Source organism: Enterobacter sp. 301B (assembly GCF_003850715.1).
GTDB lineage: Bacteria > Pseudomonadota > Gammaproteobacteria > Enterobacterales > Enterobacteriaceae > Enterobacter > Enterobacter intestinihominis.
Genome location: NZ_PQTC01000008.1, coordinates 149,044 through 163,621, shown reverse-complemented (window position 1 = coordinate 163,621; position 14,578 = coordinate 149,044). Strand labels below are relative to the sequence as shown.

14 protein-coding genes are annotated in these 14,578 nt (G+C 55.7%); 3 read left to right on the top strand and 11 right to left on the bottom strand.

Annotated elements, in window-relative coordinates; all coding sequences use genetic code 11:
- The first annotated feature begins 10 nt into the window (after nt 1-10).
- From ltaE to C3451_RS11470, 3 genes are all read left to right on the top strand, one after another.
- Nucleotides 11-1,012, top strand: a complete 1,002-nt coding sequence (ltaE, locus tag C3451_RS11480; protein ID WP_045623358.1) for a low-specificity L-threonine aldolase — start codon at nt 11-13, stop codon at nt 1,010-1,012.
- A 10-nt stretch (nt 1,013-1,022) separates the two neighbouring features.
- Complete coding sequence (locus C3451_RS11475; protein ID WP_045623357.1) at nt 1,023-2,459, top strand: SDR family oxidoreductase; 1,437 nt, start codon at nt 1,023-1,025, stop codon at nt 2,457-2,459.
- Between the two features lie 92 nt (nt 2,460-2,551).
- Nucleotides 2,552-3,565, top strand: a complete 1,014-nt coding sequence (locus tag C3451_RS11470; RefSeq protein ID WP_063139303.1) for an NAD(P)-dependent oxidoreductase — start codon at nt 2,552-2,554, stop codon at nt 3,563-3,565.
- A 144-nt stretch (nt 3,566-3,709) separates the two neighbouring features.
- Here C3451_RS11470 and C3451_RS11465 read toward each other — a convergent pair whose 3' ends face one another.
- From C3451_RS11465 to gspG, 11 genes are all read right to left on the bottom strand, one after another.
- Nucleotides 3,710-5,536 carry a chitinase gene (locus C3451_RS11465; RefSeq protein ID WP_022647599.1) on the bottom strand — a complete coding sequence of 609 codons (1,827 nt, stop codon included), beginning with the start codon at nt 5,534-5,536 and terminating at the stop codon, nt 3,710-3,712.
- Nucleotides 5,537-5,670: 134 nt separating this feature from the next.
- Complete coding sequence (iagB, locus tag C3451_RS11460; RefSeq protein ID WP_023299704.1) at nt 5,671-6,111, bottom strand: type III secretion system invasion protein IagB; 441 nt, start codon at nt 6,109-6,111, stop codon at nt 5,671-5,673.
- A 101-nt stretch (nt 6,112-6,212) separates the two neighbouring features.
- A complete protein-coding gene (locus C3451_RS11455) occupies nt 6,213-8,936 on the bottom strand; it encodes a glycosyl hydrolase family 18 protein (protein ID WP_045623356.1) in 2,724 nt (907 codons plus the stop codon).
- A 252-nt stretch (nt 8,937-9,188) separates the two neighbouring features.
- Nucleotides 9,189-9,986 (bottom strand): A24 family peptidase, encoded by a 798-nt coding sequence (locus tag C3451_RS11450; protein ID WP_023299702.1) that lies wholly within the window; start codon nt 9,984-9,986, stop codon nt 9,189-9,191.
- Entirely contained in the window at nt 9,983-10,468 is a 486-nt protein-coding gene (locus C3451_RS11445; RefSeq protein ID WP_022647595.1) for a type II secretion system protein M, read from the bottom strand. Before C3451_RS11445 ends, C3451_RS11450 begins: the two co-directional genes overlap by 4 nt.
- Entirely contained in the window at nt 10,465-11,598 is a 1,134-nt protein-coding gene (gspL, locus tag C3451_RS11440) for a type II secretion system protein GspL (RefSeq protein WP_023299701.1), read from the bottom strand. The genes C3451_RS11445 and gspL overlap by 4 nt, the downstream gene beginning before the upstream one ends.
- 15 nt (nt 11,599-11,613) lie before the next feature.
- Nucleotides 11,614-12,624 carry a type II secretion system minor pseudopilin GspK gene (gene gspK, locus C3451_RS11435; protein ID WP_038415755.1) on the bottom strand — a complete coding sequence of 337 codons (1,011 nt, stop codon included), beginning with the start codon at nt 12,622-12,624 and terminating at the stop codon, nt 11,614-11,616.
- On the bottom strand, nt 12,621-13,274 hold the full coding sequence (gspJ, locus tag C3451_RS11430) for a type II secretion system minor pseudopilin GspJ (RefSeq protein WP_124304313.1): 654 nt from the start codon (nt 13,272-13,274) through the stop codon (nt 12,621-12,623). The genes gspK and gspJ overlap by 4 nt, the downstream gene beginning before the upstream one ends.
- Nucleotides 13,271-13,651, bottom strand: coding sequence for a type II secretion system minor pseudopilin GspI (gspI, locus tag C3451_RS11425; protein ID WP_022647591.1), 381 nt, complete (start codon nt 13,649-13,651; stop codon nt 13,271-13,273). The genes gspJ and gspI overlap by 4 nt, the downstream gene beginning before the upstream one ends.
- The gene (gspH, locus tag C3451_RS11420) at nt 13,644-14,129 is read right to left on the bottom strand and encodes a type II secretion system minor pseudopilin GspH (RefSeq protein ID WP_023299697.1); all 486 of its coding nucleotides are present in this window, start codon (nt 14,127-14,129) and stop codon (nt 13,644-13,646) included. The genes gspI and gspH overlap by 8 nt, the downstream gene beginning before the upstream one ends.
- The gene (gspG, locus tag C3451_RS11415; RefSeq protein ID WP_023299696.1) at nt 14,129-14,578 is read right to left on the bottom strand and encodes a type II secretion system major pseudopilin GspG; all 450 of its coding nucleotides are present in this window, start codon (nt 14,576-14,578) and stop codon (nt 14,129-14,131) included. The genes gspH and gspG overlap by 1 nt, the downstream gene beginning before the upstream one ends.

Here is a 14,578-nt window from a genome sequence, read left to right as displayed (position 1 = left end):
GGGATGTGAAATGATTGATTTACGTAGTGATACCGTTACCCGTCCGGGCCGCGCCATGCTCGAAGAGATGATGGCCGCTCCGGTCGGGGACGACGTCTACGGCGATGACCCGACGGTCAACGAACTCCAGCGCTATGCGGCCGAGCTGAGCGGTAAAGAGGCTGCCCTGTTCCTGCCCACCGGCACGCAGGCTAACCTGGTGGCGCTGCTGAGCCACTGCGAGCGCGGCGAAGAGTATATCGTCGGCCAGGGGGCGCATAACTACCTGTACGAAGCCGGCGGCGCGGCGGTGCTTGGCAGCATTCAGCCGCAGCCGATCGATGCCGCGCCGGATGGTACGCTGCCGCTGGACAAAGTCGCGGCAAAAATCAAAGCCGATGATATTCACTTCGCCCGCACTAAACTGCTGAGCCTCGAAAACACCTATAACGGTAAAGTCCTGCCGCGCGAATACCTGAAAGCGGCATGGGATTTTACCCGCGAGCGCAAGCTCGGCCTGCACGTTGACGGCGCACGTATCTTCAACGCCGTGGTGGAGTACGGCTGCGAGCTAAAAGAGATCACCCAATATTGCGACTCGTTCACCATTTGCCTCTCTAAAGGGCTGGGTACGCCGGTGGGTTCCCTGCTGGTTGGCAGTGCAGACTACATCAGACGCGCCAACCGCTGGCGTAAAATGACCGGCGGCGGGATGCGTCAGGCGGGTATTCTGGCGGCTGCCGGACTGTACGCCCTGAAAAATAACGTGTCACGCCTGAAAGACGATCACGACAATGCGGCGTGGATGGCAGCGCAGCTGCGTGAAATCGGCGCTGATGTCATACGTCATGACACCAACATGCTGTTTGTCCGCGTCGGCAAAGAGCATGCTGCCGCGCTGGGCGAATTTATGAAAGCCCGAGGCGTGCTGATCAACGCCTCCCCGGTCGTGCGACTGGTGATGCATCTTGATGTTAACCGCGAGCAGTTGACCGAGGTGGTGAAACACTGGCAGGCGTTTTTACAGCGTTAAGGAGCATACCGTGCCGCAACGTATTCTGGTGCTCGGTGCCAGCGGGTATATCGGTCAGCATCTGACCACTGCGTTAAGCCAGCAGGGGCACCAGGTGCTGGCAGTGGCACGCAACACGGAACGCCTGCAAAAGCTACATTTGCCTGGCGTGACGTGTCACAACGTTGACCTTAACTGGCCGAAAGCGCTTCCTGCGCTGCTGGAAGGGGTCGATACGCTGTACTACCTTGTTCACAGCATGGGCGAAGGCGGCGATTTTATCGCCCACGAGCGTCAGGTGGCGATGAACGTACGTGATACGCTGCTGCAAACGCCGGTAAAGCAGGTGATCTTTCTAAGCTCGCTTCAGGCGCCTGAGAACGAGCAGTCAGACCATCTGCGCGCCCGGCAACTGACGGCAGAGACATTGCGAAGCGCCCGTATCCCCGTCACCGAACTGCGGGCAGGGATCATCGTCGGCGCGGGTTCCGCCGCGTTCGAAGTGATGCGCGATATGGTCTACAACCTGCCTGTGCTGACACCGCCGCGCTGGGTACGCTCGCGCACTACGCCCATTGCGCTGGAGAATTTACTCCACTATCTGGTGGCATTGCTGGATCATCCGGCGGCGGCGCATCGTGTGCTGGAGGCGGCTGGCCCGGAAGTGTTGAGCTATCAGGCGCAGTTCGAACATTTCATGCGGGTGAGTGGCCGCCGCCGCTGGCTGGTGCCCGTCCCCTTCCCGACCCGCTGGATTTCGGTGTGGTTTTTGAATGTGATCACCTCCGTGCCGCCGACGACTGCCAAAGCGCTTATACAGGGACTGAAGCACGATCTGCTGGCGGACGATCGTGAACTGCGTGCATTGATCCCTCAGGAATTGATCCCCTTCGACGATGCCGTACGCAATACGCTGAAAGAAGAAGAGAAGCTGGTGAACTCCAGCGACTGGGGCTACGATGCGCAGGCGTTTGCCCGCTGGCGGCCCGAGTACGGCTATTACCCAAAACAGGCGGGCTGTACGGTAAAAACCACTGCCAGCCTCTCAGCGCTGTGGGACGTTGTGAACCAGATCGGCGGCAAAGAGCGCTATTTCTTCGGCAATATCCTCTGGCAAACGCGCGGCGCGCTGGATCTGCTGGTGGGTCACCGGCTGGCAAAAGGCCGTCCTGCCGCCCCGTATCTGAACGTGGGCGATACGGTCGACAGCTGGAAGGTGATCATCGTTGAGCCGGAAAAACAGCTGGCGCTGCTGTTTGGCATGAAGGCACCGGGGCTGGGGCGGCTCTGCTTCACCCTTAAAGACAAAGGCGATCACCGCGAGCTGGACGTTCGGGCGTGGTGGCACCCGCACGGAATGCCCGGGCTGTTCTACTGGCTGCTGATGATCCCGGCACACCTGTTTATCTTCCGCGGAATGGCGAAACGGATTGCGCAACTGGCAGAAGAAAAGCGGGAAAGTAACTAAATAAAACTCTTAATCTTTCACCTTTCCCATTGCAACACATCGTAATTCACGAAAGAATGCGCACGAAATTCTTTTCAACACAGTGGATTGTTATGAAGGTACTGGTTACCGGGGCGACCAGCGGCTTAGGCCGAAATGCGGTCGAATTTCTGCGCAACAAAGGCATCAGCGTGAGGGCCACCGGTCGCAACGAGGCGATGGGCAAGCTCTTGCAAAAAATGGGCGCTGAGTTTGTCCATGCCGACCTGACGGAGCTGGTCTCCTCTCAGGCCAAGGTGATGCTCGCCGGTATCGATACGCTGTGGCACTGCTCCAGTTTTACCTCCCCGTGGGGTACCCAGGAAGCCTTCGATCTCGCCAACGTGCGCGCCACGCGCCGTCTGGGCGAATGGGCCGTCGCCTGGGGCGTGCGTAACTTTATTCATATCTCTTCCCCGTCGCTCTATTTTGATTATCACCATCATCGTGATATTCAGGAAGATTTCCGCCCTGCGCGCTTTGCCTGTGAATTTGCCCGCAGTAAAGCGGCTGGCGAAGAGGTGATCGACCTGCTGGCCCAGTCAAATCCGCACACCCGCTTTACCGTGCTGCGACCACAGAGCCTGTTTGGGCCGCACGACAAAGTCTTTATCCCGCGACTGGCCCAGATGATGCACCATTACGGCAGCGTGCTGTTACCGCGCGGCGGCGAAGCGCTGGTAGACATGACCTATTACGAAAATGCCGTTCACGCCATGTGGCTGGCGAGCCAGCCGGAGTGCGATAAGCTGGTGTCGGGCCGCGCCTATAACATCACCAACGGCGAACCCTGTACCCTGCGCAGCATTGTGCAAAGGCTGATTGATGAGTTAAAAATCGACTGCCGGATCCGTTCCGTTCCCTACCCGATGCTGGACATGATTGCCCGCAGCATGGAGCGCTTTGGCAGTAAATCGGCGAAAGAGCCTGCGCTGACGCATTACGGTGTGTCGAAGCTCAACTTTGATTTTACGCTGGATATTTCTCGGGCGGAGAACGAGCTGGGGTATAAACCGATTATCTCGCTCGATGAAGGGATAGTGCGTACGGCGGCGTGGTTGCGGGATCACGGGAAGTTACACCGGTAAGCGTTCCAGCCTAATGTAGGCCGGGTAAGCGCAGCGCCATCCGGCAAAAAACAGAGAGTGCGGACTGATGCCCTCACCCCGGCTCTCTCCCACAGGTAGAGGGTGCAAACATTAAAACGGCAACCCGAGGGTTGCCGTTTGCTTTTACAGAGCCGTCCAGGCTTCAGCCCATGCCAGGCCTGCACCCGGCTCATAGTACGTCGGCGCACTGTTACACCAGCCGCTGTACGGGAACGGTTTGCACTGGAACAATTTACCGTGGTTATTCACGATATCACCGGCGTTGTACTTGCTGTTCGCGCTCCATGCCGGGTAAGACGTATCTTCTCCGGATGGCGTTGCCGCTTTCGCTTTCACGTTCAGCAGGTAAGACGTGGTGCTGCTCAGCTCGCCATCGCTGACGGTCAGGCTCACTTCATACTGCTGCGCCGTTGCAGACTCAGGCGCCTTAAAGGTCACCACCGCTTTATCTTCGCCGGTCACGGTCTGGCCATCCTGAGAACGCCAGGTGTAGGTCAGCTTGTTGCCGTCTGCGTCGGTAGAGCCTTCCGCGCTCAGAGAAACCTGCGCGCCCGCTTCAACGGCACCGATTGGGCCCGCAATCTGCGCAACCGGCGCGTGGTTCACCGCGACAGGTTCAACCGGAGTTTCATCCGGAACTGGCGCTGGCGTTGGGGCCGGCGTAACATCTTCAGAAGGTGTTGGCGTTGGCGTGACCGGGGTTTCGTCCGGCGTCACCGAGGAACCGTCGTCATTCACGATATTCACGTTATAGAACTTCTGCACGCACTTGCTGTAGTCGCCCTCTTTGAACGCGCTGAACGGTGTCTGATAGCCCACCAGCTGGCAAGAGTAAGTCTTGCCGTCCGGGGTATCCGCGCTCCATCCCCAGTCCTGTTCCCAGTAAATCTTCAGGGCGCCTGCGCCACCTTCGTCGAACTGCTTCATGTTGGCGCAACCCAACACTTCGTTCGCCGGAACAGGTACTTTCAGGTAGTTCGCAAATTCTTTGTAATACTTGATACGGTTCTGAGACTGCGCAATTTCAGTCGGGCCGCCGCACTCAACGCCGCCGTTGATGATCTGGGTTGTTACACCGAAGCCCGGGACCAGGCCGTTGGCTTTATCGTGATCGTTCGGCTGCCATGTACCGTCGATCACCTGCAACATGCTTGGTTTTGGCGGCTGTGGATAGGCGAAGAAGAAGATAGCACTGGCCAGGTTCAACCAGGTGTCCGCCACCAGCTCAGGTTTATCGAGCAGGGTACGCACGTCGCCGTACATCGCTTCAGAGAATGGACCGTAGTTGTAGTTGTAGGACAACTGTTTCGCACCGCGTCCGAAATAGCTCAGGAAATCGCCGTCTTTGTCTTTACCGCAAGGCCAGGTCTGTCCCTGCCAGACGTCCGGATTACATTCGCCGTTATAGCCGCCCTTCTGCCCTTCGCTCCAGCCCATTTCACGCACGTGGACCAGCGCCTGACGCCATTCGGCTTCCGGACGCCAGCTTTCGTGGCCGCCGGTTTCCTGGGCAAAGTGGGCAAACATGGTCGCCAGCTCTTTGCGGCAGATAGCGTCGCTGTCACGACCGTCGTTGTAGGTCTTACACAGCGCCGGGAATTTACCCACGGCTTTCAGGAAGTTGCTGTAGGTATATGCCTGTGCACGCAGCGGGAAGAGATATTCCCAGTCGCTGGCTTTCACAATCCCTTCAACGCGTTTGACGTTGTCCGGGTTCGCCGCGCGGCCTGGCTCAATCAGTTCGACCTGCGCGTTGTCCAGGGTCTGAATAGTCTCTTTAACGGAGGCCATCAGCGGGAAGTTAGTGAGCTCATGCTCTTTCTTCGCCAGATCGCTGGCTTTCATGGTGTACGGCTCGCCGGTGGTCGCCTGCAAAGAGGCGGCCTGCGCCATAAAAGGTGCAACGCAAGCACCAGCAACAAGTACACTCAGTAACGTCCTTTTGTTCATTTCAGTTTTCCTGTTCGTTTAAAATTAAATGTTAATATCCCGGCTTAGGTATTATTCCGTTAATACATAAACCACATTCAGCTGTTTTCACTTTTCGAAGAACACCTTCAGGAATTCTTCAAAAATAAAAAACGTTAATCGCGTGCTGCTAATTTTAATTGCTGATATTTAGCCCAGACCTTATGGGCATATTTCATCCGCTGCGGATAATTCTCTTTCTTCAACCCGGCGTTATAAGCGCCTACCGCTTCCCAGTTATAGCCATATACTCTTATCATTCCGGAGAGAATGGAGGCACCCACCATGATGGAGGTACACGGTTCGGTCATTAAGCGATACTCATCGATGCCTCTGCTTTCCAGCGCGGTAAAATGCGAGCTGTTGATTTGCATCAGCCCGACATCCCGCGTGCCATCGCGGTTTTTCCCAACCGCGTACGGATTCATACCGGATTCCACATTCGCTATCGCGTACAGTAAATAAGGGTCGACATGATAATAACGCGCCGCTTTATCCCAACAGTTTGCCAGAGCACCCTGGCTTATTATTAATAACAACAAAATGAGCTTTTTCATTTTTACCTGCTGACTTTATTGGTTATTTCTCCTTAGAAACATCCTGTAAATGAATTTCTAATTACTCCCCCTCAGAAGGGGGGAGTAATTAATGGGTTAGATTATTTGCAATCTGTTGATGCGCCTTCTTTTACCCATACGTCGCTATTTGCTGGGTTATCGCCACGGGTCCACCATTTCGCACGGTAAACGTTACCTTCATAGGTGGTGGTGTCGCCGCCGTTGTAGACCAGGTCAGAACGCCAGTTCATCTTCACGTTGCTTACCAGCTCCCACGCGTCCATACCGAAGCCAGGCTGATTGCCCTGAGTCCAGTATTTCGCTTTCCACACGAGGTGGTCGAAGCTGACGGTATCGCCGTTGTTATAGATTTTGCTCGCGTCCCACGCAGCGTATTTGCTGGCGTTGGCATCGACTGGTGCGTCGCAGCTGCCGGTGGTATCGTCAACTGGCGGGGTTACGTCGTCAGCCGGTGGTGTGACGTCATCGGCAGGAGGCGTTACGTCGTCAACCGGTGGGGTTACGTCATCGGCAGGAGGCGTTACCTCGTCAGCTGGCTTAGGCTCCACCGTCACCTGCACGTCAGACTGCACGCTGGTTTTACCGTCCGTCACAATAACGCTCAGGGTGTAGGAAGAAGTATTGTGCACTTCTGGCGCAGTGATGCGAACGTTGGCCGAATCAGTGCCGGTCGCGTTCATATCAGCCGGTACGCTCCAGCTGTAGGTCAGCGCGTCACCATCAGGATCGGATGCCTGTGCGTGTAGAGAAATTGCTTCACCGGACTGAACGGTAACGGCTTCCATAGCATTGATTACCGGCGCCTGGTTGGCTTTAGGCGCTTTATTCACAACCTGGACGTCAACAGCATTGCTCAGCCCTTTAGCGTCGGTTACGGTCAAACGGAAGACCAGGTTCTGGTCGCTTGTCACAGCCGGAACGCTAAAGCTGGCTTTTGCTTTGGTGCTATTGGCGATGGTCACAGAAGGGCCTGAAACCTGCGTCCATTTATAGGTCAGCGCATCGTCGTCCTGGTCGCTGGAAGCAGAGCCATCCAGGGTCACGGTTGCAGGACCGGTGACATTTTGATCGGCAGCTGAAGCCACTGGCGCATGGTTAGTCTCAACAGGCAGATCCGGGATGGAACTTCCGCCCAGCAGGCTTTCGTTCATGGCGTTCAGGATATCGCCGTTATCAGACTCGATAGACCATGCGAACAGTCCGCCCAGGTTTTTGTTCAGTACGTATTTGCCTTTCGCCATAACGGAACGGGCGTTATCGTACGTCACCAGCTCACCGGTGGACTTGTTGAACACGTACGGCGCTTCAGCCGCTTCGTCATATTTGTATTCCCAGCCCGGTTTGCCCAGCATCTGGTTGACGATTTGACGATAGTCAACGATACCGTTTTCCCATGTCCCTTTAATTGGTCCGGTTGCGGTGCCGGTAAATGGATTATCGCCGGTATAACCATGAACGCCGGTCCAGCCGCGGCCATACATACCTGCGCCTACCACGATCTTGCCTGGCTTAACGCCCTGCTCCAGCATCGCTTTCACCGCGTTATCGGTGGTGTAGTTAGTGTCTGGTTTCCAGGAAGCACCGTACAGGGCGGTCTGGTGGCCCAGATCGGTATTGCTCCAGGCACCGTAGAAGTCGTAGCTCATCAGGAAGATATGGTCGAGGTACTGCTGCGTGGTGTTATAGTCCACGTCTTCGATCTTATCTTTACCGGCACCGATTGCAGTAGTCAGCTCGTAGGTACGACCGGTTTCCGCAGACAGTTCATTCAGCATCTGACGCAGGTCGTGCATCAGCGCGGTGTAGGTGGCTTTATCGGTCTGAGGATTGCCGAGTTTGGCGTTTTCACCGCCGCCGCCCGGGAATTCCCAGTCAATATCCACGCCGTCAAACACTTTCCAGGTGGTCAGGAAGTCTTTTACCGACGCCACGAAACGGTCACGCAGTACTTTGTTATCCATCTGATAGAACGGATCGGACAGGGTCCAGCCACCAATGGATGGCAGAATTTTCAGGTCAGGATGGGCTTTTTTCATCGCCATCAGCTGCCCATAGTTACCTTTGTAGGGATCGTCCCAGTTGCTTACGCCTTTCTGCGGTTTCTGCAACGCAGCCCATGGATCGTGAATGGCCACGGTGTAGTCCTGACGGCCAGCACAGGCGCGTTTCAGGGATTCCAGTGCACCTGAAGATTTGGCGCTGTCGTTAATACCGTCGCCGCCGCAAATTGGAATAAAGCCGTACAGCAGGTGGTTAATGTTCGCGACCGGGATCTTATCCGCAGAGAAGTTTCGATCGTAAACGCCCCACTCAGGGAAATAGGCACCGACGACTTTATCGGTATGCTGAGCGAAAGCTTTGTTATTTTCCAGCAGCGGCGTATTCAGCGGCAGCAAATGGCTTCCGTCGGTATCCGCCACGATAATCAGTTTGCTTGCGCTTTTGGTACAGCCGCTGTCGTTACACAGTTCGACCTGTTCCTGATAGCGGCCCCCTTTTTTGACTTTGAAGGTCGCAGAACCCGCCGCGCTGCCCGCGCCGGTCCAGACGGTCTTGCCGTCCAGCAGCACTTTTGCAGACGTTGGGGCGTCACCGCTCCAGACGTTCCATTCCACTTTTACATCAACACCCTCTTTATGCACTTTGATGAGGTTGTTGTAATCCTGTGCCGCCTGATCCACTTCTACCAGCGCAAATTTATCATTGCCCGATGTAATAGAAGGCGTACCCGGCGCAGCTGCAAATGCGGAGCTGGTGGCCGCCGCAATAAAGAGCGCCAGATATTTTGGTTTCATAAATTTCATTTTTATTTCCTGATAAATTTATTTATAACGTAATAACCCATGCCTTCCGTGAGATCATGGATGCGTTTCGCGTAATGCGTATTTAACCAACGTGAGTGCCGTAAACAAAAATTGTTGCTGCGCTGTATTCCTCCATAAAAAGATACAAGCCAAATCCCGTGTAGCTTATATCTCCTACGATACACCGAGCGTAAAGAGTCGTCCTTCTCTCGCAGCATCAAAAAGATTTATAAAAAACCTTGACCAGTATATTTAAAATGTGAAAGCAAACTGCTGACTAATAAACACCACGATTCCAGAAAAGGCGAGGTAAGGACCAAAAGAAATAGTGAGGTTATTTTTATTTAAATTATTGACGGCGAAATAACCGACAATACCGCTTAACGCTGCCGCCAGTTCAATGGAGGGTAATGCCTGCCAGCCGCACCAGGCGCCCAGCGCCGCCAGTAGCTTAAAATCCCCGTAACCCAGCCCTTCTCGTCCGGCGATCAGACGAAAAGCCCAGTAGAGCAGCCAGAGCGACAGATAGCCCGCCACCGCGCCAAACAGCGCATCACGTAGCGGCAATGTGTGGTCAATAGCATGGAGCACTAACCCCGCCCACAGCAGCGGCTGGGTCAGGCAGTCCGGCAACAACTGATGCTGCCAGTCGATCATGGCCAGCGGCAGTAAAAAAGCCGCCAGTAACCACAAAGAGAACAGCGCCTGAACGTCCGGCATGCACCAGGCCGTGATGCCAAAAAACAGCGCGGAGAACAGTTCCACCAAAAAGAGTCGCAGTGGGATCGCGCTGCCGCACTGGTGGCAGCGCCCCCGTAATAACAGCCAACTGAGCAGCGGGATATTTTCCCATGCAGCAAGCGTGTGCTGACACACCGGGCAGTGCGAGGCAGGAAAGAGCAGATTGCCGCTCCCCTCCTCATCCATCACCATTCCCGGTACGCGCTCGGCAACAACGCCGAGAAAACTGCCCATAATCCCGCCCAGGATAGCACTCATCATCGGGAAACCGAGCGGACAGGCCTCCCGCATCAGCGTGAAGGTATTCATGCGCTTTTTGACCAGGTAAGCTGCACCTGTGCTTTCACATCGCTGAGGTGGTCAACCGGCGTGAGGTTTATTTTTTGCAATGTCACGCCGGAGGTCTGATTAATTTCACGCAGCCAGCTTTTTAATTCATATACATTTACCCGATTCACCACGAACGATAAAGTTTGCCCCTCCTGGCGCACATCCGTCAGTGAAAGATTAATTTCATGAGCGCTGTTCTCGACCACCGTACGCGGATTATTCGTTTTAACTAACTGGACCTGAAGATGATTTTTATCAATTTCACTGCGCATCCAGTTAAGCGTCTCTTTTTGTCTTTTAAGCGTCGATTTACTATTTTGGATCATATTATCCAGGGGAATTACTCCTGTGTAATACACCGCAGCCCCCACAATGGCAACGGCACATATTTTTAAAATGATTTTTTCCCGGGCGCTGTAATTCTGATAGCGTGATTTCAGCTGCGCGATTCGCTCTTTCATTTATGTTTCCCTGCGATCATGGCGGTATACGGTTCGGTTGTTGAAACAGGTTGTAAGGTAAAATCAAAATTCTCACTGGTCTGGTTCACAAACGCCTGCAACGCGGGCTGGCTTTGCGCGCTAACGCTCAGCGTCAGGGTGTTTTGCTGCGCATCGTATTCCAGCAGATCGATCTCCATCGCAGGGACTGACTGCCGGGCTTTCTCCAGCTCCTCAAGCTGAAGAAAGAACCCCTTGCTCTGTTTTTTCAGGCTTTGGCCAAAGTGATATTTGATATTGGTCTGCTGGCGCATGCTGGGGAAATGGTGCTGATAAACCTGAACGATCTCCTGCTGAACCCGATTTTCCTGCTGCACCAGCATCCAGGCCATCGCAATGCGCGGCCCCAGCAGCAGACCAACGGACAGCAGGCCCGCCGCTATCATCGCTGCTTTCATGCTTTTTGCGGCCTGGCCATGACCGGCCTTAAGGCTGAATTCACCGTGAAGCAGATTCACACGACAGGTTTTCCACTGCGGCTGGATCAGCACCAGCGGATGCTGCCAGGCATGCTGTACGTCAACGTGAACGTCCGCAGGCGCGTCGCCGTAGCAACACACTTCCCCGTCTCCGGCTTTCTGCATCAACAGCGGCAGCAGGGTTCCCTCCATTTCACCCGCCACGTGGGGAGATAAACGCAGCCAATAGCCTTTATCCTGTGCGACCAGCGTGCTGCCCCCTGCCGCCACGGGCAGCAGCCAGGCATCAGGCAGGGCCTGAATCACGTTTAATCCGGCCTCGTGACAGCGGGTCAATGCCGCACGCAGGCGGTCGGCGTCAATGGCAACGGCGTCGACGTCAGCGCCTTTTTTGTAGAGCACTGTCCAGTGGAGGTTGTCCACGTCGCCAATCAGCGTCTCTTCCGCCATCCACGAGAAGGCCATCGCCTGAGAAGCCACCTTTTTCGGCAGCGTGAAATGGCGGAAAATCATGTCGCTGGCGGGCAGCAGGAGACAAACGCGTGTAGCCAGCGGGTGTTCGGCCAGCATCTCCAGGCTGTCGAGCACCTCGACGCGCTCGCTGCCGGACTCACAGCACATTATTTTCCCGCCCTCGCGGCTGTCGGGGCGAACAAAAAGTACCTGTTTCATAACGTTCTACTTTTCTTATTCAATCATTCGGTAACGACGCTGCCACGTCACGATCTCACCGGCTTCGTTATTCATCTGAAGCTGGCTGACCACGCGAAGCGTTAATTCATCGGTATTGCCGCTGTAATTCACGCGGAAGTACCGGCTGTTTATAGAAAATTGATCTGCCACCTGCGGGAGATCGTCTTTTAACTGCGGGAAGGTCTGCTCCAGCGCTTTGCTGAACGCGTCCATATTTTCCCAGCCCGATTCCGGACGTGTATCCAGCAGACGAACCGCGTCATCCTGCGTGAATTTTCCCGGAAACATGGCCGCCAGCACCATGGCCTGTTCCGGTTGCAGGGTGTTAACGTCCACCTTGCTGGCGGCGTCCGGCAGCGCGCATAACACCTTGCTCACCTTCGGATATGCCGTAACCGGGAACGCTGGCAGCAGTTTGATCTCCGCGATGCTGCGCATCATCTGGTTTGCCGGTTGCCGGGCGGGCACGACGCCAGCCCACGCATCGCTTTCGGCACCCTCTTTCGCCGTGGTGCTGTCACCATCGAGATAATCCACCAGTTGGAAATAGACCGCCTCCGCCGTGCCCGGACTGAGCCCGCTTTCCGTCAGGAGTTGTTCAACAATCCGCTCTTTACGCGGTTTTTCCGCCACAGCGGGAGCGCTTTGCCCCTGGGGCGCGACGTCGGCGGTCAACAGGTTATTGACGTTAAAGCAGTCCTGAGCGTCTTCCACCTGGCTCACGACCGTGTAGTCTTCTCCCTGCGTCTCCAGCGGCTGATGCCAGTCGCCGTCCAGCGCCAGCGGCTTGCTCTCGCCGCTGGCATCGGTCTGTAACCTGTCCTTCACCACTTTTTCCTGGGCCTGCATCGCCCAGCGCAGCTGCTGCTGGCTTATCTGATAATGCGTTTTCTGCAAATTACGGCAGAACTGCTGGCTGATTTTGGCGGCCAGCGCCGACATCATCACCAGCAAAATCAGCACCACCAGCAGAGCGACGCCCTTTTGTTGACGGATTCGGTTCATGGTCTGGTCTCCGGCGAAGGCGCAGGGGCTGCGTCCGGAGTCGTCGCAGGCGCGTCGGCGGCTTTCTCTGGGGCCGCGGCAGCGGCCACCTCCGGCATATTCCCCGGCGTGGTGAACACCCAGCGCCAGGTATCCCCGTTTTCCATCGTCAACGTAACCTCCACGCCGTCCGGCAGATGGGCGGCGTCGTGCCAGGCTGTCTGCCAGCCCTGACGATAAAACCGCCACTGCAATGCTTTTACGCCGCTGACAATCGGCACTTCGTCAGGCTTAACGTCCACCGGGCCGTCAATGACCGGCCAGACGTCGCGGTACAAACGCCCCTCTTCCAGCCGCCAGCGCACGCGCTCCAGCTGGACCGTTCCGCTCACGCCATTCAGGGTGGTCAGTTCAAGGGCATCGCCCTCCTGACGGAACCGCTCTGGCTCATTACGCGGCGCTCGCGCCTGTAGCTGGAAAAAGTCGCGCTCCATCAGACTCCAGCCGCGCTGAAGCTGGTTGAGCTTAGCGGCGCTGGCATCGGTGGCCGAGCTGGTACGCATCGCGCCGTCCAGAATTTGCCAGGCCAGGGTGCTGATTACCGCGAAAATAGTCAGCGCAATCATGATCTCCAGCAGGGTAAATCCGCGCTGGCGTCGCGTTTTCTTCACTTGCTCTCTCCCGGCGGAATGATGTGCAGGGAAATAACCGGCTGGCTCTCATCGCCTTCCGCATAGACGCGAATGGAGTTCGCCCAGCCGTTGTCGGCGGTTTTCACCCGCTGCTTACGCCAGTTCCAGCTGCGCCCGCCCATGATTTCCGTCCCCTGCTGCTCAGCATCCGGGAAGTCGGTTTTGGTGAGCTGCGCTTCCGCCAGCTGATTTTCCGCCACCCAACTGGCCTGCAAGGTATCGGCCAGGCCATGGGTAAAACGTACGTTGAGGGAGACCGAGTTCATTAGCGCCAGCGCGGCGGTGGAGAAAATCACCAGCGCGACCATCACCTCCAGCAGCGTCATCCCCTTTTGCTTTGTGTTGTCGTTAGCCATCGTTTTCTACCGATACCGGCGCCGCACCCTGCGACACCACGCGGAAATGGTGCTGTTTGTCGTAACTTTGCAGCGTCAGCGTAAAGCGGCTGATTTCACCGTCCGGTAAAAAGATCACCTGTGGCTCGGACGCCACCGTCGCGGCCAGGCGCTGCGGCGAGAGCGACACGTGCATCTCTTCCGGAAAATCACCTTTGGTGGTAATACGTCCGGCAGATAATGGCACCCAGTGACGCTCGCCATTTTTATCCGCGATCGTCACCAGCTGATATTTATCAGTGGCGATCACCAGCCCGACAATATTTCCGTCCATCACCGCACGGTCTGAACCATAATCAACGAGCGCTTTTAATTGCTGGCCAAATATATCCGCGCCGCTGCGCGAAGGAATGGTGGACACCACCATCATGGCGCAGCTGGCAAATATCACCAGCGCCAGAATAATTTCCAGCAACGTAAAGCCGCGTTGATTTTTCATTACTTCTCGTTCTTATCCAGAGACCAGTTGGTAATGTCATCGGCAGTATTCGCTTCGCCGTCCGGACCCGCAGAGAAAATGTCCACCGCACCGTGTTCACCTGGGCTGACCAGAATATAATCGCTGCCCCATGGATCCTGCGGCAGGCGGCGAATATAGCCATCCGCGCGATAGCCGTTCGGGATTGGTGCGATTTCCGGCTTCGTCACCAGCGCCTGCAAACCCTGCTCTGTGGTCGGGTAGCGGTGGTTGTCCAGCTTATACATATCCAGCGAGCCTTCGAGCGCGACAATATCGCTGGTCGCCTTTTGCGTATCCGCTTTTTCTTTATTACCCATTAAGTTTGGCACTACCATACTCGCCAGAACGCCAAGAATAACAATCACCACCATTAATTCGAGCAATGTGAAGCCCGCCTGGCGAGCCAGGTTTTTACGTTTTAGAGCCAT